The organism is Lentzea sp. NPDC055074, assembly GCF_053608005.1.
In genome coordinates this window covers 158,637-180,643 of record NZ_JBSGUQ010000018.1, presented here as the reverse complement: position 1 = coordinate 180,643, position 22,007 = coordinate 158,637, and the positions used below count along the sequence as shown (strand labels likewise).

Below are 22,007 nucleotides of genomic sequence, written 5' to 3'. Positions count from 1 at the left end.
GGAACGCGTTGGCCACCTCAGGACCCGACTTCGCCATGACCGACTTCCTCGGGGCGCTCACGCACGCGGTCCGGCCGGACGGTGCGCGTCCGCTGGTCGTGCACGACGACGAGCTGGCGACGATCCCGCCGGGCGCCGTGCCGAACCCGACGACGCTGCGGATCGCGGGGAAGCTGCCGACGTCGACGTTCGAGCTTTTCCGGCAGGTCATTCCGCCGGGCGAGAGCTCGGACATGCAACGGCACTACCACGAGACCGTGCACTTCGTGATCTCCGGCGACGGGCACAGCGAGATCCAGCACGCGGAACCCGACTCGTTCGAGACCGTGTCGTGGACCTCCGGCTCGTTCGTCTACACGCCGCCGTGGACGTGGCACCGCCACTACAACGATTCCCCGGAGCATCCGGTGGAGTTCCTCACCATCGAGAACTCCCGGCTCCTGGCCCTCTTCGGGCTCGCCCGCAGGCAGAGCGCCGGCCTCGCGACCTTCGCCGAGGCCCGCGCCCGTTTCGACACACCAGCATCCGACTCCTCTGGGGAGGACCAGTGATTCCGGAGCACGTCAGCATCTGGGGCGAACTGTCGCATGTGGACCACGTCGTGCGGCACGTCGACGTCCCGGTGCGCGGCCACACCGTGCGGACGAGGGTCCTGCAGGCCGGGTCCGGGCCGGAGCTCGTGCTGCTGCACGGCACCGGCGGCCACCTGGAGGCCTACGCGCGTGACATCGCGGGGCTGGCGGAGGACTTCCACGTCACCGCCTACGACATGATCGGCCACGGCTGGTCGGACCTGCCCGACCTGCCGTACACGATCGACGTGCTGTCCGAGCACCTCGTGGGGCTGCTGGACGCGCTGGGCGTCGACCGCGCACACCTGTCCGGCGAGTCGCTGGGAGGCTGGGTCGTCGCGTGGGTCGCCGCGCACTTCCCCGGCCGCGTCGACCGGCTCGTGCTGAACACACCGGGCAACATCGCGAACAAGCCCGAGGTCATGCAACGCATGCGGGACAGCACGATGGCCGCCGTGACCGACCCCAGCGAGGAGACCGTGCGGCGGCGGGTGGAGTTCCTGTTCCACCACAAGGAGATGGTCACCGACGAGCTGGTGAACCTGCGCCGTCAGGTGTACTCGCGGCCGGGGTTCGTGCAGGCGATCACGAACACGCTGGTGTTGCAGGACCCCATGGTGCGCAAGGACTTCGCGTGGGACCCGGAGTGGGTGGGCAAGGTCGCGGCGCCGACGTTGCTGCTGTGGACCAGCCACGACCCGACGGGCGGGCTGGACGAGGCCGACATGCTGCTCGGGTGGCTTCCCGACGCGCGGCTGCACGTCATCGACGACGCCGGGCACTGGCCGCAGTGGGAGAAGGTCTCCGAGTTCCTCGACATGCACCGCACCTGGTTGCTGCACGGAAAGGACCCGGCCTGATGGCGGAGATCATCGGCTTCGCGGGGATGTCGCACAGCCCGTTCGCCACGCTGCTGCCGCCGGACGGCGCCGGGCCGGGCTCGGTGTTCCTGCGCGACGCGGACCGCGTGCGGCTGGCCGTGGAGAAGCTGGAACCCGACGCGATCGTCGTGATCGGGCCGGACCACTTCCACGCCAACTTCTACGACGTGATGCCCCCGTTCGTGCTCGGCGTCGAGGAGGCGGTGGGGTTCGGCGACTTCGGCAGCAGCTCGGGGCCGTTACCGGTGGAGCAAACCCTCGCCTGGTCGGCGCACGGCGGTCTGGCCGAGGCCGGATTCGACGTGTCGCTGTCGTACTCGCTGACCGTCGACCACGGGATCGTGCAGAGCTACGAGATGATCACCGGTGGCACGACGCTCCCGTTGGTGCCGCTGGTGGTCAACACCGCCGCGCCACCGTTGCCGTCGCTGGACCGGTGCGTCGAGCTGGGGCGTGCGCTGGGGGCCGCGCTGCGGTCGTCGGCGTTCCCGGGACGGGTGCTGGTGGTCGCTTCCGGCGGGCTGTCGCACTGGTTGCCGTCCAACGACCCGCGCGATCCCTCGGTGGTGGGGGAGCGGCGCGAGTCGTTGATCCGGGGCCGGGCCTACGCGAAGGAGTTCGCCGCCGCGCGGGAGCCTCGGGTGCGCGCCATGGGAGGTAACCCGGAGGCGCGCGTGAACGCGGTGTGGGACGAGTGGTTCCTCGACCGGCTGGTGGCGGGTTCGCCCGGTGAGGTCGCCTCCCTCGGGCACGAGGCGCTGGAGGACAACGCCGGCAGCGGCGGGCACGAGATCCGCTGCTGGCTCATCGGGCAGGTCGCCGTCGGCCTCCCGTTGGTGTGGACGAGCTACGAGCCCGTGCCCGAGTGGATCACGGGCATGGGCATCGGAACTACGTTCGCCGTGTGAGGTCCAGGGCGATGTCGGTCAGCATGTCCTCCTGACCGCCCACCAGGCGCCGGCGTCCCGCCTCCAGCAGGAGGGTGCGGACGTCGGCGCCGGTGCGTTGGGCGGCGGTGTCGGCGTGCCTGAGGAACGAGCCGTAGACGCCCGCGTAGCCCAGCGTGAGGCTTTCGCGGTCGACGCGGACCGGGCGGTCCATGATCGGCCGGACCAGGTCGTCGGCCGCGTCCTGGAGCGCGAACAGGTCGGCGTTGTGCTGCCACCGCTGGAGGTTCGCGACGGCGACGAACGGTTCGACGGGGCAGTTGCCCGCTCCCGCACCGAGTCCGGCCAGCGAGGCGTCGACCCGCGTGGCTCCCTCCTCGACGGCGGTGATCGAGTTCGCCACGGCGAGCGAGAGGTTCTCGTGCGCGTGGATGCCGATCTCGGTGCTGTCGTCGAGGACGTCCTTGTACGCACGGATGCGGTCTCGGACGTCGTGAGGGAGCAGGCGACCACCGGAATCCGTTACGTAGACGCAGTTCGCTCCGTAGGACTCCATCAGCTTCGCCTGACGTGCGAGCTCCTGCGGTTCGGCGAGGTGGCTCATCATCAGGAACCCGGACACGTCCATGCCGAGCTCACGCGCGCCGGCGATGTGCTGGGCGGAGATGTCGGCCTCGGTGCAGTGCGTGGCGATGCGAACCGATTGCACGCCAAGGCCGTGAGCGCGCTTGAGGTCGTGCAGCGTGCCGATGCCCGGAAGCAGCAGCGTCGTGAGCTTGGCCTGTGTCAACGCTTCCGCGGCGGCCTCGATCCACTCCCAGTCGGTGTGGCTGCCGGGGCCGTAGACGAGCGAGCCGCCGCTGAGGCCGTCGCCGTGCGAGACCTCGACGGCGTCGACACCGGCCTGGTCCAGTGCCCTGGCGATCTCGGCGACCTTCTTCGGGTCGATGCGGTGCCGCAGGGCGTGCATGCCGTCCCGCAGCGTCACGTCCTGGAGGTAGAGCTTCATGCGCGCACCACCGCTTTCGCCATCGTCTCCGCGACGCGCAGGGCCGCGCTGGTCATGATGTCCAGGTTGCCCGCGTAGGCGGGCAGGTGGTCGGCCGCGCCCTCGACCTCCAGCAGGACGGTGACCTGGTGCGTCACCGGCTGCTCGGTGAGCGTGTGCGGCTGCTCGACCGGGTCGATCTGCACGGGCTGCTTGAGGCGGTAACCGGGGACGTAGGCGGCGACCTGGGCGATCATGTGCTCGACGGACTCGCGGATCCGGTGCCGCGTCTGGGGATCCGGCGCGTCGACGAGCGCGAACACCGTGTCCCGCATGGTGATCGGCGGGTCGGCCGGGTTGAGCACGATGACGGCCTTGCCCTTGAGCGCCCCGCCCACGTCCGCGATGGCTCGCGCCGTCGTCTCGGTGAACTCGTCGATGTTCGCGCGGGTGCCGGGACCCGCGCTGCGCGACGAGATCGAGGCGACGATCTCCGCGTACGGCACGGGGGTGACGGTGTTGATCGCGGCGACGACCGGGATCGTGGCCTGGCCGCCGCACGTGACCATGTTGACGTTGGGGGCGTTCAGGTGCTCGTCGAGGTTGACCGTCGGCACCACCATCGGCCCGATCGCCGCCGGGGTGAGGTCGATGACCCGCTTGCCGTGCGCGGCCAGGACCTCGGCGTGCTTCGCGTGGGCGCCCGCCGAGGTGGCGTCGAACACGATCTCGATCTCGTCGAACCCCGGCATGGCGACGAGGCCGTCGATGCCGTCCGAAGTGGTGGCGACGCCGAGCCTCCTTGCCTTGGCGAGGCCGTCGGACTCGGGGTCGATGCCCGCCAGCGCCGCCACTTCGAGGGTGCTGGACCGCTTGAGGACTTTGATGACGAGGTCGGTGCCGATGTTGCCCGACCCGATGATCGCGACCTTCACGAGCTCTCCTTCCCGAACGTCGCCCGGACCGTGCCGAGGCCGGTGATGGTCGCCTCGACCTCGTCGCCCGCCTGGACGGGCACGACGGGGCCGAGCGCGCCGCTGAGCACGACGTCACCGGCTCTGAGCGGGTCGCCGAGCGCCGCGGCGGTCGTGGCGAGCCAGGCCAGCGCGGTCAGCGGGTCGCCCATGCAGGCCGCGCCGGCGCCGGTCGAGCGCTCGACCCCGTTGACGGTGAGCACCATCGACACCGCGCTGGGCGTGACCTCGTCCAGCGTCTTCTCCTGCGCGCCGAGCACGTAGAGCCCGGCCGAGGCGTTGTCCGCGACGGTGTCGGCGAACGTGATGTCCCAGGCCGCGATCCGGCTGTCCACGACCTCCAGCGACGCCTGGGCGTACCCGACCGCCTCGGCGACCTTCTGCTCGTCGAACGGCCCGTCCGCGAGGTCGGCCTTCAGCACGAACGCCACCTCGGCCTCGACCCGCGGCTGCAACAGCCGGTGCGTCGGCAGCACGGCGCCGTCCTTGAACGCCATGTCGTCGAGCAGCACCCCGAAGTCGGGCTGGTCCACGCCGAGCTGCCTGCGCACCGCCGGCGAGGTGAGGCCGATCTTGCGCCCGACCCGCTCGGCGCCGTCCGCGACGCGCGCGGCGATGTTGTGCTGCTGGACCGCGTAGGCCTCGGCCTCGCCGATGACGTCCCGCACGGGCGCACACGTGACCTTCTCGCGCGCGGCTCTCGCGAGGCGCTCCGCTGCAGTTCGGACTTCACTCATGCCGCACATCGTGGCGGTGGATCCGCCTGTGCGGGCACTCCGGAGTTCCGCTGACCGGAACTCAGTGGCACGATCGAGTGATGACCGAGGTGCCGAACACCCTGCTGGGCAAGGTGATGTCGGTGCTGAACGCCTTCGGGGCCGACGACGACGAGCTCGGCTTCGCGGAACTGGGCCGCCGCACCGGCCTCTCGAAGGCGACCCTGCACCGCCTCCTGGGCGACCTGACCGAGGTCCGCCTGCTCGATCGCGGCACGCGCGGCTACCGCCTCGGCGGCCACCTGTTCCAGCTGGGCATCCGCGCGTCGGTCGAACGCCGCCTGGTCGAGGTGTCCACGCCGTACCTCGAAGACCTCTACGAACGCACCCACGAAACCGTCCACCTCGGACTCCTGGAGGGTCACGAGGTCGTCTACGCCGCCAAGATCGGCGGTCACCGGCAGGCGTCGTCGCCGTCGAGGCTGGGCGGGCGCATGCCGCTGCACGCGACGGCGATCGGCAAGGCCCTGCTCGCGCACGCCCCGCCCGCGTTGCGCACCGAGGTCCTGTCCGCCCCCTTGGCCCGCCGGACGCCGCGCACGGTCGTCACGCCCGGCATGCTCCGCCGCCAGCTGACCACGATCCGGCAGACGGGGGTGGCCTACGAGTTCGAGGAGTCGAGGGTCGGCCTCGCCTGCGTGGCGTCGCCGGTGCTCGGCCACGACGGGACGGTGGTGGCCGCGGTCAGCGTCGCCGGGCCCACGATCCGGTTCGACCCTCGGGCGCACGCGGCCTCGGTGCACGCGGCCGCGACGGGCATCGCGCTGACTCTGATCCGGCGGCGCGCGACACTGTCGTCCGGCACCTGATATCCAATATATTGCCGTCCGATTTGTCCGACCTTATGCAAAAGACGTTTGCGGACGTCCGCAAACGTCTTTTGCAATGAGCATGTAAGCGCAGGTCAGAAGGCTTTGACGTCGAGGTAGGCGCCGAACGTCCCCAGCCAGTGGTCGGCCATGTACCCGTGCCCGCCGAACACGTAGGTCCACCCGGCCTCGCGGTGCGCAGCCGAGGCCGTGGAGGCCAGCGACGCGTACCGGTGCCCGTCCGGCAGCGCCTCCGCGATCGCCTCCCAGTTCCAGGCGCGCGACAACGCGAGCCCGGCCAGGTGCGAGCCGTACGGGTCGCTGGGGTCGTCGACCGGGAAGGGCTCGCGCAGCACGCGCCACCGTTCCGACTCGAGCTCCGGCAGGTAGGCGTCGAGCCAGTCCGCGAACTCCGCGGCGGGCAGGGCGCGGCGCATCAGGTCGGCCGTCGTCAGCGCGGGGGACAGGAAGTCGGCGGCGTCGGGTTCGAACCCGCCGTACGCGACCTCGTCCCGGTGCCACCGCAGGGCGGCCTCGGTGCACGCGGCGACCAGCTCGGTGTCGCCGTTCGCCTGGGCCGCGTCGAACACGAGGCCGGTCGCGAACGCGGTGTTGCTGTGCGTGCCGGTGCGGATCGGCAGACGCGCCACCGAGATCCACTCCAGCCAGCGGTCGCGCAGCACGTCCGCGATCGGCGCGACCGACCACGGCAGGCCCGAGGAGCGCAGCTCGGCGTCGAGCAGCAGCAGCCACGCCCAGCCGTAGGGACGCTCCCAGTGCCGTCCGAACGGCGAGGCGAAGAACGCGGCCTCGGTGGCGCAGTTGTCGGGGGTGATGAGCTTGTCGAGGGCGTTGCGGGCCGTGTCCGCCCCCGCGAGAGAGGGACGCAGCCGCAACAGGCGCACGGCGAGCCACGTCTGGTGCACGCACGAGTGCCAGTCGAACGACCCCGCGAACACCGGATGCAGCACCCGCTGCGGCACGAGCCGGTCGTCGCCGTCGATGACGTGCGTCCAATGCACCGGATGGTCGCGCTGGATGTTGTCGACCGCGACGCCCAGCAGCCGGGTCGCGGTGCCGTCATCCAATCGGGTGGCGTTCATGGCCCACATCATGCAATGCGACCCCGGTGACAGGGCAGAGGCAGATAGTTGACAAGTAACAGACCTCACTCCGCCGGAGGTAACGGCTGCTGGGCCGGATGACGCCCTGGTCTGGACGCCTGAAACCGCTGACAGGCCCGCCCCGGTCTCTCAGTGTGGGACAACTAGGATGAGCAGCGTGAACTGGACCGTGGACGTGCCCATCGACACGCTTCCCGAGCTTCCGCCGCTGCCTCCCGAGATGCGCAAGCGCCTGGACGACGCCCTGTCGCGCCCGGCTGCCCAGCAGCCCGAATGGCCCGACGCCGAACAGGTGCGTCGCGTGCGGACCGTGCTCGAGAGCGTGCCGCCGATCACCGTGCCCGCCGAGATCGACCGGCTGCACACGCAACTGGCGCAGGTCGCGAACGGTGAGGCGTTTCTCCTGCAGGGCGGTGACTGCGCGGAGACGTTCGCTGACAACACCGAGCCGCACATCCGCGCGAACATCCGGACCCTGCTGCAGATGGCCGTCGTGCTGACCTACGGCGCGAGCCTTCCCGTGGTGAAGGTCGGCCGCATCGCCGGCCAGTACGCCAAGCCGCGTTCGTCGGGCATCGACGCCCTCGGCCTGCCGTCCTACCGCGGCGACATCATCAACTCCCTGGTCGCGACGCCCGAAGCACGTGTCGCCGACCCCGGTCGCATGATCCGCGCCTACGCGAACGCCGGCGCGGCCATGAACCTGCTGCGTGCGCTCACCGGCGCGGGTCTCGCGGACCTGCACCGCGTGCACGACTGGAACCGCGACTTCGTGCGCACCTCGCCCGCCGGCGAGCGCTACGAGGCCCTGGCCGGCGAGATCGACCGCGGCCTCAAGTTCATGTCGGCGTGCGGCGTGAACGACCAGTCGCTGCACGGCACGGAGATCTTCGCCTCGCACGAGGCACTGCTCCTCGACTACGAGCGCGCGCTGCTCCGCCTCGACACGACGGGTGACGAGCCCCGGCTCTACGACCTGTCGTCGCACTTCGTGTGGATCGGTGAGCGCACCCGTCAGCTCGACGGCGCGCACATCGCGTTCGCCGAGATGCTGGCGAACCCGATCGGTCTCAAGATCGGCCCGACGACGTCGCCGGAGATGGCCGTCGAGTACGTCGAGCGCCTCGACCCGCACAACAAGCCGGGCCGCCTGACGCTCATCTCGCGCATGGGCAACCAGAAGGTGCGCGACGTGCTGCCCGCCATCATCGAGAAGGTCGAGGCCAGCGGCCACAAGGTCATCTGGCAGTGCGACCCGATGCACGGCAACACGCACGAGTCGTCGACCGGCTACAAGACCCGGCACTTCGACCGCATCGTCGACGAGGTCCAGGGCTTCTTCGAGGTGCACCGCCGCCTCGGCACGCACCCCGGCGGCATCCACATCGAGCTCACGGGTGAGGACGTCACCGAGTGCCTCGGCGGCGCCCAGGAGATCTCGGACGACGACCTCGCCGGCCGCTACGAGACGGCGTGCGACCCGCGCCTGAACACGCAGCAGTCCCTCGAGCTCGCGTTCCTCGTGGCCGAGATGCTCCGGTCGTAGTTTCCTGAAGACGAGCTGAAGAACGAAGGGCCCCGCGTCGAGAACGCGGGGCCCTTCGCTTTGCACTGGTCAGAGGCCGACGATCGTGATCTCGGTTCCTCGCTTCACCCGCGTCCTCGGCGGGATCGACTGGTTCACCACGGTCGCGTTGTTGCTCTTGTTGAACTCGACCTTCACCTTCAGCCCGGCCCGTTCGAGCTCCTCCTTGGCCTCCCGCACCTTCTGCCGGGTGACGTCGGGGACCTCGATCTCGCGGTTGTTCTCGTAGAACAACGTGACGCGCTTGTTCTGCGTCGGGTCGAGCACCGTGCCCGCCGGCGGGTCCGTCCTGGCCACGCGCGACCCGTTGTTCTCCGGGGCGTCGTCACCACCCGCGTCGACCGCTTCCAGGCCCGCGCGCTGCAGCTCCGCGAACGCCTCGTCCTTCGTCTTGCCCGTCACGTTCGGCACGGGCAGGCGCGGCGGCGGTCCCTTGCTCAGGATGAGCGTCACCGGGGCGTCGATGGCGAGCGCCGTGCCGGGACGCGGGTCGAGGCCGACGACCTTGCCGATCGGGATGGTGTCGTGGAACGCGTCCTTGGCGGCGTCCTTGACCACCTTGAGGCCCGCGGCCTGGATCTCCTTGGTGGCGGCGTCCTGCTCGGCTCCGGCGGTGATGAACGGCACCACGGGCCTGCCGCGCGACACGACGAGCTTCACCTGATCGTTCTTGCGCAGCTCGGCACCGGGGCCGGGGTCGGAGCTGATGACGGTGCCGTTGGGCACGTCGTTGGACGGGACCTTCTCGACGAGGCCCGTCAGGTCGGCCTTCGTGAGCAGCAGCTGCGCGTTCTGCTCGGACTGACCGGCCACCGACGGCATCTCCGTGTAGCGGTTCGCGCCGACGTACCAGGTGAACAGGCCGATGGCGACCACCACCACGGCGGCGACGGAACCCCAGATCGTGTAGAGCTTCTTGCGGCGCTTGCGCTCTTCCTCGAGCTTCTCGGCCTGCGTCTTGCGCTTCTGCGCGGGACGGCGGCGAGGCGGCTCGGGCCGCTGCATGGTCCGCGTCGCCGAGGCCCCGGCCGGGAAACCGGGAGGAGGCGTCGGCGGGCCCGTGTGGACCGTCGTCATCGCCCCGGAGTTCAGGCCCTGGTTCAGCGGCGGCTTCGGCACCACCGGCCTGGTCGCCTCGGCCGCGGACGGAGGAGTGGCACCGACCGCGATGGGAACCGGCCGCATGACGACCGTCCTGTCGTTCTCGGGCGCCGAACCGGGCACGGGCACCGGCTGCGGCGTGAGGCCCAGCTCCATGCCCACTCGCTCCAGCTCGGCCAGGAACGTGTCGGCGTTCGCGGGCCGCAGGGACGGGTCGCGCCGCGTCGCCTTGCGCACCAGCGTGTCGAGCGCCAGCGGGATCTCCGGAACGGACGGGACGTCCGAGTTCACGTGCTGGTAGGCGACCGAGATGGCCGTCTCGCCGCGGTAGGGGGCCTGGCCCGCCAGCATCTCGTAGAGCACGATGCCGGCCGAATAGACGTCACTGCGCGCGTCCGCCGCGCCCGTTTCCACCTGTTCGGGTGACAGATAAGCGACGGTGCCCAGGATCTCGCTGTCGCTCGTGACGCCGTTCTCACCGATCGCGCGCGCCAGCCCGAAGTCCGCGACCTTGACCTGGCCACCAGGCCCGATCAGCACGTTCTCCGGTTTGACGTCGCGGTGCACGAGCCCGGCGCGATGTGCCGCGCCCAACGCCGACAGCACCGGCCCGAGGACGCTCAACGCGACGGCGGGAGCGAGCTTGCCGCGCTGGTTGAGCAGGTCACGGAGGTTGCCGCCGTCGATCAGCTCCATCACCAGGTACACCTGGTCACCGTCGACGCCCTGGTCGTGCACGGACACCACTGCCGGGTGATGCAACTGGGCCGCCGCTCGCGCCTCACGTTCGAAGCGCGCCACGAACGAGGGGTCCGCGGTCAGGTGAGGATCCATCACCTTGATGGCGACATCGCGATCGAGGCGGGTGTCACGACCTCGATAGACGGTGGACATGCCACCGCGCGCGAGCACGGAGTCCACCCGGTAGCGCTGCTCCAGCAGTCCACCCATCACGTTCGAAACCGACCTCTCCACAGTGCGAGATGGTAAAGCTCAGGATGACCCGGTTGGCGGAAGGGCGTTCCCAGTTCGGTTATGGCATTGTGACCCCCGTGAGTGCGATTCCTGCCGCTGCGGATGTACTGGCTGCCGACCTGGAGGTTCTCCACCTCCCCGAGGTCGCCGACCGAATGGGGCTTCCGGTCACCCGGGTCCACCAACTGCTGCGCGACGGGCAACTGCTCGCCGAGCGGCGCGCCGGCGTTCTCGTCATCCCGGCGGCGTTCCTCGCTGCCGGAGCAGTGGTGAAGGGTCTGCCCGGCACCATCACGGTGCTGCGCGACCAGAACTTCTCCACGGACGAGATCCTGCGCTGGCTCTTCACGGAGGACGAAAGCCTCCCTGGCACTCCGATCGAAGCATTGCGCGGTGACCGTGGGCGCGAGGTAAAGCGCCGCGCGCAGTCCATGGGCTTCTAGTCCCCCGATCACGAAGGTTCCAGACGTCTCCGCAGGTGAGAGGCGTCTGGAACCCTGGTGCCCGGCTAAAGCGGTGCTCACCTCGTCATCACACGTGCGATGAGGGCCTGAGCGGCGCCGGGTACCGCCACGGCCAGCCGGCGTGAGTTCGGCACGGCCACGCGCCGCCACAGCACCTCGCAGCCGATGAGCCCGAGGATGTCTCGATACAGCGTGTATGCAGCCCGTACGCAGGGCCGCGACGCCGCCGACAGCATGTCGATGCCCGGCTCCGCCGACTGATATATCGCATACGAGTGCGCGACGAGGTCGTCGAGAGCCCTTTGCACCCGCTTGTTTGCGCGACGATGCAAACGACACCATTGCAAGAGCTCGCGGTCGACGCCGTGTGCGGTGAGAACGTCCAACGGCAGGTAGACCCGGCCGCGGTCGAGGTCCTCGCCGACGTCGCGCAGGAAGTTCGTGAGCTGGAACGCCGTCCCGAGCGCGGCCGCGTACGGCTCGGCCTCCTCGCGGGGCACGACGGTGCCGAGCACTGGCAGCATCTGCAGCCCGATGACCTCCGCCGACCCGCGCATGTAGACGCCGAGCGCGTCGAGGTCCGCGTACTCGGTCACGTCGAGGTCCATCCGCATCGACGCGAGGAAGTCGGTGAACAGCGACCTGTCGATGCCGTAGCGGCGCGTCGTGTCGTCCAGCGCGTGCAGGACGAGGTTCGACGGGGCCTTCTCGAGCAGCCGCTCCAGCCGCTCCAGCTCGCCCGCGCGATCGGCCACGCCCGAGGCGTCGACGATCTCGTCGGCCCAGCGCGCGAACGCGTACAACGCGTGCACTGCGGGCCTCTGCTCAGGCCGCAGGAGCGTCGTCGCCAGGAAGAACGTCTTGCCGTACCGCACGCTCACCCGGCGGCAGACGGCATAGGCGTAGCCCAGGTCCACTGTCCTGGGGCTCATTCGTAGCGCGAGGACAGGCCGAACGGGTCGGGCTTCACCAGCGAGCGCGCCGCGAGCCCGGACACGACCAGCGCGAAGAACAGGTAGCCCCACGAGTAGAGCGCCGTGTCGCCGTTCGGGAACGTCACCAGCATCAGGAACAGCGACGCGACCGTCATCGTCACCAGGCCGGCCGTGCTCCACGCGAACCCGGCGGCCAGCGCCAGCGGCCAGGTGAAGTACCAGGGCAGCGTCGCGGGGGACAGCAGCGCCACGGCCAGCATCGTCAGCGCGCCCCGCCGGATCGCGTCGCGCACCTCGCCGTCACGGGACGCCCACCACTGCGTGTACGCGATCCAGATCAGCACCACGGAACCGAGCGCGCGCGCCACGCCGATGAAGATGCCGCCGTCGACGTAGACGAACCAGTTCACGACCATGCGCACGAAGTCGCCGACCGCGCTCGGCACCGACAGCCAGTTGATGATCATCGACGAGCTGCGCAGCGCCGGGATCCAGCCGAGGTTCACCCCGGCGATCACCGTGCACACGGCGAACGTCCCGAGGAACGCGGCGAGGCCCGGCAGCAGCGCCTTGCGGAACTGAGCGCGCTTGTCGCCGTCCAGGCGCGCCGCCCAGATCCACACGAGGAACGGGACGATCACGACCGCCGTCGCCTTCACCGAGAACGCGAGAGCGAGCAACACGAAGCCGAGCACGTGCCGGCGGTCGAGCACCAGCAGCACACCGGCGGCCATCAGCCCGATCATCAGCAGGTCGTTGTGCGCGCCGCCGATCAGGTGGATCAGCACCAGCGGGTTCGCCGCGACCAGCCACAGGGCGATCGCCGACTTGCCGCCCAGGTGCCTGCTGAGGCCCGGCAGCGCCCAGCACAGCAGCACCAGCCCGCCCGCGAGCGAGAAGCGCATCGCGACGACGCCGAGGATGACGCTCGCGTCCGTGATCCACACGATCGCCTTGGCGATCAGGATGAACAACGGCCCGTACGGCGCCGGCGTGTGCTGCCACACCCAGCTGACGTTCTCCGACAGCGTGCTCTGCAGGACGGCGGGCCCGACGGTGTACGGGTCGTACCCGCTCAGCGCGAGCTGCCCCTGTGCCAGGTAGCTGTAGATGTCCTTGCTGAACAGCGGTGGTGCGAACAGCAGCGGCAACGTCCAGACCGTCACCGCGACCAGCACCGCGAAGTCGCCGATCTCGCCCCACCGCACGAGGCGGCCGAGCCGGATCCACGCCCAGATGACGAGGCCCAGCCCGAGGTACAGGACCATGCTCGCCAGGTCGCGGCCGTGGCCGTAGCGCAGCCAGCTCAGGCCCACCTGGGCGAGCAGCGGGTCGCGCTCGAGGATCGCGCCGGCACCCATGCCGCCGAGCGCGATCAGCGCCACGCCCAGCAGGCCGAGCATGGTCGTGCGGATGGGGATGGCATAGGTGTTCGCGCGCACGACTGGTTGAAGCTCCTGTGGAGACGCCTCGGAGCTCGTGCGGGGGAGGGACGGAGTTGCTGCCATCGCCCGAACATCGTTGCACAACGCGCGGAAGCGTCAGCAGGCAACGGGCCACACGGACACGAGGAGTTAATCAACTCTCAGGAAGAGAGACTCATGATCGACTTCAGAAGGCCCGCTTCGTCGAGCTGATCGCGAGGTCGGCGAGCTTGGTGGCGGCCGGTTCGGCCACGGGGGCGGCGTCCAGGGCGGCCAGCGCGCTCGTCGTCAACTCCTCGATGCGCTCCTCGATCGCGTCGACGGCGCCGACCTTCACGAGCGCGCGCCGGACCTCCTCGACCGTGTCCAGGTCGAGGTCGGGCTTGCCGAGGGCGATATCCAATATATCGGCGCCGTACTGCATGCCCAGGGCGACGAGCAGCGTGCGCTTGCCCTCGGCGAGGTCGTCGCCCGCGGGCTTGCCGGTGACCTCGGGGTCGCCGAAGACGCCGAGCAGGTCGTCGCGCAGCTGGAACGCGACGCCGATGTCGGCACCGAACGCGCGCAGGCCGTCGATCAGCTCGGGGGAGCCGCCCGCCATCGCCGCGCCCATGTGCAGCGGCCGCTCGACGGTGTACGCGGCGGTCTTGAGCCGGTCGATGCGCAGCGCGGCGTCCGGGGACGAGTCGCCCCGCGCCTGCGTCAGCACGTCGAGGTACTGGCCCGCGAGCATCTCGGTGCGCATGTCCCGCCACGGCTCGCTCATCCGGCGCAGCACCTCGGAGGGCAGTCCGGCGGCGAAGAGCATGTCGTCCGCCCACGCCAGCGCGACGTCGCCGATCAGCACGGCGGCCGACATGCCGAAGCGCTCGGCCGAACCGAGCCAGCCCTGCTCGCGGTGCCGCGCGCCGAACGCGATGTGCACGGTCGGCTTGCCCCGGCGCACCGACGACGCGTCCATCAGGTCGTCGTGGATCAGCGCGCACGCCTGGATCAGCTCCAGCGAGCTGACCGCCGTGAGGACCTCGTCCGCGAGCTCGCCGTCGGGGTCACCTCCGGCCGCGCGCCAGCCCCACCACGCGTAGGTCGGGCGGATCCGCTTGCCACCGCCCAGCACGAACTCGGAGAGCGCGTCGACCGCGCTCGCGAAACTCGGGTCCATCGCCTCGCCGGACGCGCGCCGGGAGGCCAGGTACGTGGTCAGCGCTTCGTCGACGTGCCGGGGCAGGGCACCGTCGATTGGGTGGTGGGACACGCGTCCATGGTCCGCTGTGTCCGGGGCCACCCGCATGTCGGGGCTCGCGTACCACATGGTGAGCTGGTGTCCCACCCAGCGGAAGTACCACTAGGGTTGGCTTCATGACGTCGGTGGTGGAGCGGCTGCAGGGGCAGTCACCCAAGTTCTCTGTCGAGTTCCTGCCACCCCGGGACGCGGAGGACGAGAAGATCCTCTGGAAGGCCGTCCGCGAGCTCGAGGGCCTCGACCCGGCGTTCGTGTCGATCACCTACGGCGCCGGCGGTTCGCGCCGGGACCGCACCATCCGCGCCACCGGCCGCATCGCGCAGGAGACGACGCTGCTGCCCGTCGCGCACCTCACCGCCGTCGAGCACTCGGTGGCGGAGCTGCGCAACGTCATCGGCTGGTACGCGGCGATCGGCGTGCGGAACGTCCTCGCGCTGCGCGGCGACCCTCCCGGCGACCCGATGGGCGAGTGGGTCGCGCACCCCGAGGGCCTCAACTACGCCGACGAGCTGGTGCGGCTGGTCCGCGAGCTCGGCGACTTCTGCGTGGGCGTGGCGGCGTTCCCGTACGGGCACCCGCGCTCGGGCGACCTCGACACCGACCTGAAGTACCTGCTGCGCAAGCTCGACGCGGGCGCGGACTACGCCGTGGCCCAGCTGTTCCACGCGCCGGAGCCGTTCCTGCGGATGCGCGACCGGGTGGCGGACGCGGGCTGCACCGCCGCGATCCTGCCCGGCATCATGCCGATGCTCTCGCCGCGCGGCCTCGCCAAGATCGTGGAGCTGTCCGGCGCCGACCTGCCGCTCGACATCTCCCGCCGGCTCGAGCCGTACGCGGACGACGTCGCGGGGTTCCGAGCGACCGGCATCGACATCGCGACCGAGATGTGCCAGCGGCTGCTCGACGAGGGCGTGCCCGCGCTGCACTTCTACACGATGAACAGGGCCAAGGCGACGCGGGAAGTGCTGGGGCGCCTGGGTTTGGTGACGCGCGCCTAGAGCGTGACGTTGCGTTTGTGGGCGATGAGCGCGAGGACGACGACGATGAGCGCGGCACCGCCGGTGAGCCCGGCGACCAGCAGCGCCCAGCCGAAGAACGACTGGGAGTTCTCGCCCGCGTACTGCACGGTCGCCTGCAGCATCGACGCCTGACCGGGTTTCGGAGACCACGCGATCGTGTTGTTCTCCTCCTCCCGGCCGTTGGTGTTCACGATCTTGCCGGGGAAGCTGACCTTGACCTGGATGTCCGCGCGTTCCACGGGAACCTGGGTCAGGTCGACCGACCCCGAGAGCGTCACTAGGTCGCCCGACCTGCGGAAGTTGAGGCTGTAGCGGCTGTTCGACGAGCTGGTGGACGACGACAGCGTCCGCATCTCGTCGAACGACAGGCCGTTGAAGAACAGCTGCGTGCCCGCGTACGACTCCACCCGGTACGGCTTGGTGGTGACGCGGCTCGCGAGCTCCGGCGGCACCTTGAGCTGCGGACCGGGGTCGTTGTCCTGCGTCGGGGGCGTGGCCGCGACGATCTCACCGGAGATGCGGTCGTCGTCGGACACGGCCATGGCGGCGTAGACGCGAACGCAACCACTCAGTGAGAACAGGGTGAGCAGCAAGAAGACCGGCAGCAGAAGTGCCCGGGAACGACGCACGCGGACATCCTGCCAGGGTGGCCCGAACGACGCAGGTCCCCTCCGAAGGTCGTGAGCTTGACTAACTACCTTTTGGCGGCGAGGGGCGCGAGGTAGCGTCTCGAAACATGGCATCCGTGCACGACATCAGCAACAAGTTCGTCAGCGACTACGTGGCGTTGGACCCGGTCACGGCCACGAGCCTGGGGTTCGCGGGATCCGACGACAAGCTGACGGACCTCTCCCCGGAAGGACACGCCGCGCGCGACGAGCTCGCCGTCCGCGCGCTCGCCGCCATCACCGCCGCGCAGCCCGCGGATGCCTCCGAGGAAGCGGCACGCGCCGTGTTCCTGGAACGGACGGGCCTCGAGCACGAGCTGTACGAAGCCGGTGAGACCGAGTCCTCGCTCAACGTCATCGCGAGCCCGATCCAGTCCGTGCGCGACATCTTCGACCAGATGCCGACCGACACGCCGGAACAGTGGGCCACGATCGGCCGGCGCCTTTCCGCCGTGCCCGCCGCACTGGACGGCCTGCGCGCCTCTCTCTCACACGCCGCTTCCCGTGGCCAGGTCTCCGCGCTGCGTCAGGTCACCCAGGTGGCCAAGCAGTGCGACACCTTCGCGACGACGTTCTTCGGCCCGTTCGCCGCCTCGGCCAACGTCGACGGCTCGGTGCGTTCCTCTCTTGACGCCGGCGCCACCGCCGCAGCCGCCGCCTACGCGGACTTCGCGTCGTTCCTGCGTACGACGCTGGCGCCCCAGGCACCGACCAAGGACGCCGTCGGCGAGGAGCGCTACCGCCTCGGTTCGCGCTACTTCACCGGCTCGCGGCTCGACCTGGCCGAGGCTTACGCGTGGGGCTGGGAGGAGTTCCTCGGCATCGAGGCCGAGATGAAGGAGGTCGCCTCACGGCTCAAGCCGGGCGCCTCTCTCGCGGAGGCCGCCGCGTTCCTCGACGAGCACCCGCGCTACCAGGTGCACGGCCAGGACGGGCTCCAGGCGTGGATGCAGGAACTGTCCGACAAGGCCCTGCTCGACCTGCGCGACGTGCACTTCGACCTGCCCGACGCGCTCATGAACCTCGAGTGCAAGATCGCCCCGCCCGGCGGTGCCGTCGGCGCCTACTACACGCAGCCGACCGCGGACTTCTCCCGCCCGGGCCGCATGTGGTGGTCGATCGCCGAGGGCAAGTCTGTGTTCCCGACGTGGCGCGAGACCTCGACGGTCTACCACGAGGGCGTGCCGGGCCATCACCTCCAGTGCGCGACGGCGGTCTACCAGTCGGAGACGCTGAACGACTTCCAGCGCCTGATGTGCTGGGTGTCGGGCCACGGTGAGGGCTGGGCGCTCTACGCGGAACGCCTCATGCGCGAGCTCGGCTACCTCGACGACGACGGCGACCTGCTCGGCATGCTCGACGCGCACCTGTTCCGCGCTGCCCGCGTGATCATCGACATCGGCATGCACCTGGAGCTCGAGATCCCGGCCGGCACCGGCTTCCACCCCGGCGAGCGCTGGACCCCCGAGCTCGGCCTCGAGTTCATGATGACCCGCACCCTCTCGGAGCCGGCGCACATCCGCGACGAGATCGACCGCTACCTCGGCTGGCCGGGCCAGGCGCCCGCGTACAAGATCGGCGAGCGCCTGTGGCTCGCCGCCCGCGAGGACGCGCGGACCCGCAAGGGCGCCGACTTCGACCTCAAGCGCTTCCACAAGGAGGCCCTGGAGATGGGCGCGATGGGCCTCGACACCCTTCGTGAACGGTTGGCCGCTCTCTGACCGAACCTCCCGTCATAGCGCTCTGACCTGCGCTTACCACCCCTTATGCAAAAAACGTTTGCGGACGTCCGCAAACGTCTTTTGCATAAGGCCGGACAAATCGGGCGGCAACGGTGACCCTGTCCGAGCTGTGCTTCCACCTGCGGCACCGGCGCCGGATGTACCTCCCCGACGACAGGTACGAGACGGCGGTCGCCTTCGTCGCGGGGTTCGACGCGGCGCTCGAAGGGGTGCCGCTGGCCGGGTTTCAGGAGTACGTGGCCGCGGAGACCGGGCAGGCCGGGTCTCCGATCGCCTGGGCCTGGCTGCTCGTCGACGAGACGGTGCCGGACGTCCTCGACGGAGGCATCGGTCAGGTGCCCGTCGAGCTGGGCGTCCCGCTCACCGACAGGATGCTGGACCTGCTGGAGGCGTTCGTCGTGGCCGGCGGCGGCCGACTCATATCCGATATATCGGATATCGGCGCGCGCTGAGCTACGCCGGGTCGGCCCACCGGACGCGCACGCGGTTCGTGATGGGCTCCGGGTCGTCGGTCCGCACGAACTCGAGCCACGGGCCCGGCTCGGGCCGCACCGACGCGAAGCCGTCGCCGCTGCGCACCACCGGGTGCCCGGTCGCCTCGGCCGACGCCAGCGGGTCGCGCGAGTCGACGACGACGGCCGCGATCACACCGGGGTACTCGGGCCGGGGTTCGAGGACGCAGAACTCGTTGCCCTGCGGATCGCGCAGCACCACCCACGGCACGTCGGTCTGACCGACGTCGGCGTGTTCGGCGCCGAGCTTCACCGCGCGCGCCACGATGTCCGCCTGGTGCTCGGGTGAGGTCGAGGCCAGGTCGATGTGCACCCGGTTCTTCTCGATCTTCGGAGCGTCGCTCCACACGAACGTCAGCTCGATCTCGTCACCGGCGAACTCGGACCAGAACGCGGCCAGCGCGGGGGGATCCGCCGCCTCGAACGTGATTTCCACTCGTGCGAGGGTACTGTCTCGCGCGTGGCGAAGCTGGTGCTCGGACCGCTCCTGCGGTATGTCGACGAAACGTCCGCGACGGTGTGGGTGGAGACCGACACCTCGTGTGAGGTGAAGATCCTCGGGCACACCGCCCGCACGTTCCAGGCAGGACGGCAGCACTTCGCGCTCGTCCGGCTGGAGAACCTCGGTTCCCGCACCGAGTACGACGTGAGACTCGACGAGGAGCTGGTTTGGCCGGAACCCGGCAGCGAGTTCCCGAAACCGGTCATCCGCACCGGTGAGGTCCGTCAGATCGCCTTCGGCTCGTGCCGCGCCGCCCCGAACTCGCCGGTCGGCCCCGACGCACTCGACGCGTTCGCGCAGCGGCTCATGCAGTTGCCGGAGGAGGGGTGGCCGCAGGCGCTGATCCTGCTGGGGGACCAGGTCTACGCCGACGAACCCACCGAGGCCACGAAGGAGTGGCTGCGCACGCGCCGCGACGGCACGGAGGAACCCGACGGCGAGGTCGTCCACTTCGGTGAGTACGCCCGCCTCTACCACGAGACCTGGGGCGACCCGGAGATCCGCTGGCTGCTGTCGGTCGTGCCCACGGCGATGATCTTCGACGACCACGACGTGCGCGACGACTGGAACACGTCCGCCGTGTGGCGCAAGGAGATGGCGGACAAGCCGTGGTGGCGCGACAGGATCCGCGGCGCCATCTCGTCGTACTGGGTCTACCAGCACCTCGGCAACCTCAGTCCTGCCGAGCTCGCCAAGAACGCCTTGTACGCCAAGGTGAAGGCCCAGGACACGGACGTGCTGCCGTTGCTGGAGGAGTTCGCCGAGGAGGCCGACAAGGAGGTGGAGGGCCGCAAGTCGACGTGGTGGAGCTTCCGCCGCGAGTTCGGTCGCGCCCGCCTGCTCATGGTCGACACGCGCTCCGGCCGCATCCTCGACGAGGGCAAGCGGCAGATGGTCAGCGACGACGAGTTCGAGTGGATCGAGCAGAACACCGACGGCACCGACATCGACCACCTGCTGATCGGCTCGTCGCTGCCGTGGCTGATGCCGCACGCGCTCAGCCACTTCCAGTCCATCAACGAGATCGGCGCCCGCAAGCCGGGCTGGCAGGGCAAGGCCGCCGAGGGGATCAGGCAGGCGGTCGACCTGGAGCACTGGCCGGCGTTCCGCGAGTCGTTCGACCGGCTCTCGCGCATGATCGAGAAGGCCGCGAACAACGGCGCCGCGACGGTGTGCGTGCTGTCCGGCGACGTCCACCACAGCTACGTCGCCGAGGCCGAGTTCCCCAGGCCCACCAAGGCCGTCGTCGCGCAGCTCGTGTGCTCGCCGATCCACAACGAGGCGCCGAAGTTCCTGCGGCCCGGGTTCCGGCTGTCGTGGTCCCGCCCGGCCTCGTGGGTGTTCCGCAAGCTCGCGACGCTGGTGGGCGTGCCGGAGGACCTGGTGCACTGGCGCAAGACCAGCGGCCCGCACTTCGGGAACTCCGTGGCGCTGCTGGACTTCGACGGCCGCCTCGCCCGCTACCGGCTGATCTCGGCAGCGGGCGAGGAGACCACGAGCGTGCTACTTGGTCGCGAGTCGGAGTAGCGCCCACAGCTGCGCGATCGCGTCGTGGTCGCCCACGACCTCGACCATGCGGTCGGGCAACCGGCCCCACAGCCAGCGGTACATCGTCATCGGGCCCGCCGACACCTGGGCGTCGGCGACGTGGACGTCCTCCGGGTCGACCACGCGCCACGCCGACGCGCCGTGCGGGCCGCAGCGCGTGAGCCACAGGTGGTCCTCGACCTGGATGGTGACGAGGCTGTCGCGCGAGCCCCGCACCCCGAGCACGTCCAGCTTGTGCCCCAGCCACAACGTGAGCACCTCGTCGACGCCGTCGACCGCGACCTCGTCGGCGACGGGACCCACCTCCATGCCCGCGGCGCCCTGGACGTCCATGCGGTGCACCGTCGTCTCGTGCGCGAGCCGGCGCCGCCAGAACCCGTAGTTCTGCTGGTCCGGCCACCACGTCGCGCACGGCTCGTCCTCGTCGTGCGCCTCGAGCTCCGCGATCACGGCCTCCGCGCCCGACCGCATGAAGTCGAGCGGGTCCTCGTCCGGGGCCGGGTGTTCCCTCCATTCCCCGATCTCGGGCTCGCGGCCGAGCCTGATCCACGCCAGCGCGCCGCGATAACCACCGCCGATGTGCCGCACGGTCTCCCCGAGGTTCAGGCCGGGGCAGGCGGGCACACCCTTGTGCGGCGGCTGGCCGATCGCGGACATGGCGAGCAGATCCGCCTCACGGCGCAGGATGTCGAGCGAGTTCACCGCCTCGCCTCACTCATCACGCCATCGACGAGTGTCACGAACAGATGGGTCTGTCGCACGAGATCGTCGGCCGTGCGCGCGTTGACGTGCCTGGTGATCCCCGCGAGCACAGCGGCCCGTGTGGACGACCACGACGCGAAGAAAGCGGCCCACTCACTCATCTCCGGCGCCATCGCGGCGAGCAGCACCCACGCGCTGGTCGGCCGCGACCGCCCGCGATGGGGCCGTCCGCGCAGGGCGAGCACCGCGGCGGCGGCGCGCAGTGCGGCGAGGTAAGCGGTCGCGAACCGCTCCGGGGGTTCGGGCGTGCGCTCCGACTCGGCGAGCGAGTCACGGGCCTGCCGCAGCAGGGCGAGCGCGGACGCGGGCGGCAAGGGGATGGGGAAGGCTGCCGGATTCGAAATCTCAGCTGTCATCTCGGCCTCCTCGTGGCGTCGGTGAACGACGTCACCGCCGAGGGGAAGCCGGCGGCTCTCGGAGGTGGGGTGCTTCCCCCACCCCACCTCCGAGGCATGGTGCGACTCGAACACATGTTCGAGTCCCCGTAAGCGTAGCTGCCAGCGGAGGGATTCCTCA

Annotated in this window: 22 protein-coding genes; 10 read left to right on the top strand and 12 right to left on the bottom strand. The window is 70.1% G+C overall.

The window, feature by feature from the left end; genetic code table 11:
• The first annotated feature begins 8 nt into the window (after positions 1-8).
• The 3 genes from ACWF7A_RS33500 to ACWF7A_RS33490 are packed head-to-tail and all read left to right on the top strand — an operon-like array spanning position 9 to position 2,361.
• Complete coding sequence (locus ACWF7A_RS33500; RefSeq protein ID WP_452254509.1) at positions 9-551, top strand: cupin domain-containing protein; 543 nt, start codon at positions 9-11, stop codon at positions 549-551.
• The gene (locus ACWF7A_RS33495; RefSeq protein WP_452254508.1) at positions 548-1,432 is read left to right on the top strand and encodes an alpha/beta fold hydrolase; all 885 of its coding nucleotides are present in this window, start codon (positions 548-550) and stop codon (positions 1,430-1,432) included. The genes ACWF7A_RS33500 and ACWF7A_RS33495 overlap by 4 nt, the downstream gene beginning before the upstream one ends.
• Positions 1,432-2,361, top strand: coding sequence for a DODA-type extradiol aromatic ring-opening family dioxygenase (locus ACWF7A_RS33490; protein WP_452254507.1), 930 nt, complete (start codon positions 1,432-1,434; stop codon positions 2,359-2,361). Before ACWF7A_RS33495 ends, ACWF7A_RS33490 begins: the two co-directional genes overlap by 1 nt.
• Here the strand turns inward: ACWF7A_RS33490 and dmpG are convergent.
• Genes dmpG through ACWF7A_RS33475 form a run of 3 tightly spaced genes read right to left on the bottom strand, consistent with a single transcriptional unit; the run spans position 2,345 to position 5,039 of the window.
• A complete protein-coding gene (dmpG, locus tag ACWF7A_RS33485) occupies positions 2,345-3,349 on the bottom strand; it encodes a 4-hydroxy-2-oxovalerate aldolase (RefSeq protein WP_452254506.1) in 1,005 nt (334 codons plus the stop codon). The genes ACWF7A_RS33490 and dmpG overlap by 17 nt on opposite strands.
• Positions 3,346-4,263, bottom strand: a complete 918-nt coding sequence (locus tag ACWF7A_RS33480; protein WP_452254505.1) for an acetaldehyde dehydrogenase (acetylating) — start codon at positions 4,261-4,263, stop codon at positions 3,346-3,348. Before ACWF7A_RS33480 ends, dmpG begins: the two co-directional genes overlap by 4 nt.
• Positions 4,260-5,039: a 2-keto-4-pentenoate hydratase gene (locus ACWF7A_RS33475; protein ID WP_452254504.1), complete on the bottom strand. Its 780-nt coding sequence runs from the start codon at positions 5,037-5,039 to the stop codon at positions 4,260-4,262. Before ACWF7A_RS33475 ends, ACWF7A_RS33480 begins: the two co-directional genes overlap by 4 nt.
• A gap of 80 nt (positions 5,040-5,119) precedes the next feature.
• Between ACWF7A_RS33475 and ACWF7A_RS33470 the strand changes: the two genes are divergently transcribed.
• Entirely contained in the window at positions 5,120-5,887 is a 768-nt protein-coding gene (locus tag ACWF7A_RS33470) for an IclR family transcriptional regulator (RefSeq protein ID WP_452254503.1), read from the top strand.
• A gap of 95 nt (positions 5,888-5,982) precedes the next feature.
• Here the strand turns inward: ACWF7A_RS33470 and ACWF7A_RS33465 are convergent, their stop codons facing one another.
• On the bottom strand, positions 5,983-6,990 hold the full coding sequence (locus ACWF7A_RS33465) for a DUF2891 domain-containing protein (RefSeq protein ID WP_452254502.1): 1,008 nt from the start codon (positions 6,988-6,990) through the stop codon (positions 5,983-5,985).
• Positions 6,991-7,168: 178 nt separating this feature from the next.
• On the opposite strand from ACWF7A_RS33465, the gene ACWF7A_RS33460 reads away from it, so the two are divergent.
• Complete coding sequence (locus ACWF7A_RS33460; RefSeq protein ID WP_452254501.1) at positions 7,169-8,557, top strand: class II 3-deoxy-7-phosphoheptulonate synthase; 1,389 nt, start codon at positions 7,169-7,171, stop codon at positions 8,555-8,557.
• Between the two features lie 69 nt (positions 8,558-8,626).
• Here ACWF7A_RS33460 and pknB read toward each other — a convergent pair whose 3' ends face one another.
• Positions 8,627-10,672 carry a Stk1 family PASTA domain-containing Ser/Thr kinase gene (gene pknB / locus ACWF7A_RS33455; protein WP_452254500.1) on the bottom strand — a complete coding sequence of 682 codons (2,046 nt, stop codon included), beginning with the start codon at positions 10,670-10,672 and terminating at the stop codon, positions 8,627-8,629.
• A 77-nt stretch (positions 10,673-10,749) separates the two neighbouring features.
• On the opposite strand from pknB, the gene ACWF7A_RS33450 reads away from it, so the two are divergent.
• Positions 10,750-11,115: an Rv2175c family DNA-binding protein gene (locus ACWF7A_RS33450; RefSeq protein ID WP_452254499.1), complete on the top strand. Its 366-nt coding sequence runs from the start codon at positions 10,750-10,752 to the stop codon at positions 11,113-11,115.
• Between the two features lie 77 nt (positions 11,116-11,192).
• Here ACWF7A_RS33450 and ACWF7A_RS33445 read toward each other — a convergent pair whose 3' ends face one another.
• The 3 genes from ACWF7A_RS33445 to ACWF7A_RS33435 all read right to left on the bottom strand — a co-directional run bounded on the left by ACWF7A_RS33445 (position 11,193) and on the right by ACWF7A_RS33435 (position 14,786).
• Positions 11,193-12,068: a phytoene/squalene synthase family protein gene (locus ACWF7A_RS33445; protein WP_452254498.1), complete on the bottom strand. Its 876-nt coding sequence runs from the start codon at positions 12,066-12,068 to the stop codon at positions 11,193-11,195.
• Positions 12,065-13,513: a polyprenol phosphomannose-dependent alpha 1,6 mannosyltransferase MptB gene (mptB, locus tag ACWF7A_RS33440; protein WP_452254497.1), complete on the bottom strand. Its 1,449-nt coding sequence runs from the start codon at positions 13,511-13,513 to the stop codon at positions 12,065-12,067. Before mptB ends, ACWF7A_RS33445 begins: the two co-directional genes overlap by 4 nt.
• Positions 13,514-13,682: 169 nt before the next feature.
• Entirely contained in the window at positions 13,683-14,786 is a 1,104-nt protein-coding gene (locus ACWF7A_RS33435; RefSeq protein ID WP_452254537.1) for a polyprenyl synthetase family protein, read from the bottom strand.
• A 68-nt stretch (positions 14,787-14,854) separates the two neighbouring features.
• Here ACWF7A_RS33435 and metF point away from each other — a divergent pair, with 68 nt between their 5' ends.
• On the top strand, positions 14,855-15,736 hold the full coding sequence (gene metF / locus ACWF7A_RS33430; RefSeq protein WP_452254496.1) for a methylenetetrahydrofolate reductase [NAD(P)H]: 882 nt from the start codon (positions 14,855-14,857) through the stop codon (positions 15,734-15,736).
• Here metF and ACWF7A_RS33425 read toward each other — a convergent pair.
• Positions 15,733-16,386, bottom strand: coding sequence for a DUF3153 domain-containing protein (locus ACWF7A_RS33425; RefSeq protein ID WP_452254495.1), 654 nt, complete (start codon positions 16,384-16,386; stop codon positions 15,733-15,735). The genes metF and ACWF7A_RS33425 overlap by 4 nt on opposite strands.
• 107 nt (positions 16,387-16,493) lie before the next feature.
• On the opposite strand from ACWF7A_RS33425, the gene ACWF7A_RS33420 reads away from it, so the two are divergent.
• Positions 16,494-18,146 (top strand): DUF885 domain-containing protein, encoded by a 1,653-nt coding sequence (locus ACWF7A_RS33420; RefSeq protein WP_452254494.1) that lies wholly within the window; start codon positions 16,494-16,496, stop codon positions 18,144-18,146.
• Between the two features lie 113 nt (positions 18,147-18,259).
• Positions 18,260-18,619 (top strand): hypothetical protein, encoded by a 360-nt coding sequence (locus tag ACWF7A_RS33415; RefSeq protein ID WP_452254493.1) that lies wholly within the window; start codon positions 18,260-18,262, stop codon positions 18,617-18,619.
• A 1-nt stretch (position 18,620) separates the two neighbouring features.
• Here the strand turns inward: ACWF7A_RS33415 and ACWF7A_RS33410 are convergent, their stop codons facing one another.
• Positions 18,621-19,115 carry a VOC family protein gene (locus ACWF7A_RS33410; protein WP_452254492.1) on the bottom strand — a complete coding sequence of 165 codons (495 nt, stop codon included), beginning with the start codon at positions 19,113-19,115 and terminating at the stop codon, positions 18,621-18,623.
• 24 nt (positions 19,116-19,139) lie between these two features.
• Between ACWF7A_RS33410 and ACWF7A_RS33405 the strand changes: the two genes are divergently transcribed.
• Positions 19,140-20,708 carry an alkaline phosphatase D family protein gene (locus ACWF7A_RS33405; RefSeq protein WP_452254491.1) on the top strand — a complete coding sequence of 523 codons (1,569 nt, stop codon included), beginning with the start codon at positions 19,140-19,142 and terminating at the stop codon, positions 20,706-20,708.
• Here the strand turns inward: ACWF7A_RS33405 and ACWF7A_RS33400 are convergent.
• Entirely contained in the window at positions 20,685-21,431 is a 747-nt protein-coding gene (locus ACWF7A_RS33400) for a maleylpyruvate isomerase N-terminal domain-containing protein (protein ID WP_452254490.1), read from the bottom strand. The genes ACWF7A_RS33405 and ACWF7A_RS33400 overlap by 24 nt on opposite strands.
• Positions 21,428-21,847, bottom strand: coding sequence for an SAV_6107 family HEPN domain-containing protein (locus tag ACWF7A_RS33395; protein ID WP_452254489.1), 420 nt, complete (start codon positions 21,845-21,847; stop codon positions 21,428-21,430). The genes ACWF7A_RS33400 and ACWF7A_RS33395 overlap by 4 nt, the downstream gene beginning before the upstream one ends.
• Between the last annotated feature and the right edge of the window lie 160 nt (positions 21,848-22,007).